Origin of the sequence: Nocardioides dubius (genome assembly GCF_039528155.1) — a bacterium.
Lineage (GTDB): Bacteria > Actinomycetota > Actinomycetes > Propionibacteriales > Nocardioidaceae > Nocardioides > Nocardioides dubius.
The window spans coordinates 1-971 of the sequence record NZ_BAAALG010000015.1 but is presented as its reverse complement, the minus strand read 5'-3'; the positions used below and the strand labels follow the sequence as shown (position 1 = coordinate 971).

Sequence of the window (971 nt, the reverse complement as noted above, 5' to 3'; positions counted from 1 at the left end):
GGTTATCGTTTTTCAGCAGCCCCTTGTATCTGGCTTTCACGAAGCCGAACTGCCGCTTGATGATGCGAAACGGGTGCTCCACCCTGGCACGGATGCTGGCTTTCATGTATTCGATGTTGATGGCCGTTTTGTTCTTGCGCGGATGCTGCTTCAAGGTTTTTACCTTGCCGGGACGCTCGGCGATCAGCCAGTCCACATCCACCTCGGCCAGCTCCTCGCGCTGTGGCGCTCCTTGGTAGCCGGCATCGGCTGAGACAAATTGCTCCTCTCCATGAAGCAGATTACCCAGCTGATTGAGGTCATGCTCGTTGGCCGCGGTGGTGACTAGGCTGTGGGTCAGGCCACTCTTGGCATCGACACCAATGTGGGCCTTCATGCCAAAGTGCCACTGATTGCCTTTCTTGGTCTGATGCATCTCCGGATCGCGTTGCTGCTCTTTGTTCTTGGTAGAGCTGGGTGCCTCAATGATGGTGGCATCCACCAAAGTGCCTTGGGTCATCATGACGCCTGCTTCGGCCAGCCAGCGATTGATGGTCTTGAACAATTGACGGGCCAGTTGATGCTGCTCGAGCAGGTGGCGGAAATTCATGATGGTGGTGCGATCCGGCAGGGCGCTATCCAGGGATAATCGGGCAAACAGGCGCATGGAGGCGATTTCGTACAGGGCATCTTCCATGGCACCGTCGCTCAGGTTGTACCAATGCTGCATGCAGTGAATACGCAGCATGGTCTCCAGCGGATAGGGCCGTCGGCCATTGCCCGCCTTGGGATAAAACGGCTCGATGACTTCCACCATGTTTTGCCATGGCAGAATCTGCTCCATGCGGGAGAGGAAAATCTCTTTTCGGGTCTGACGGCGCTTAGTGCTGAATTCACTATCGGCGAAGGTGAGTTGATGGCTCATGATGTCCCTCTGGGATGCGCTCCGGATGAATATGATGATCTCATATCAGGAACTTGTTCGCACCTTC

The 971-nt window shown here is 55.4% G+C and carries 1 protein-coding gene; it reads right to left on the bottom strand.

Going from position 1 to position 971, the window contains the following annotated elements; all coding sequences use genetic code 11:
- Nucleotides 1-904: IS5 family transposase (locus ABD151_RS19615; protein ID WP_053275389.1), on the bottom strand; the 904-nt coding region annotated here is incomplete at its 3' end.
- Nucleotides 905-971 lie beyond the last annotated feature (67 nt).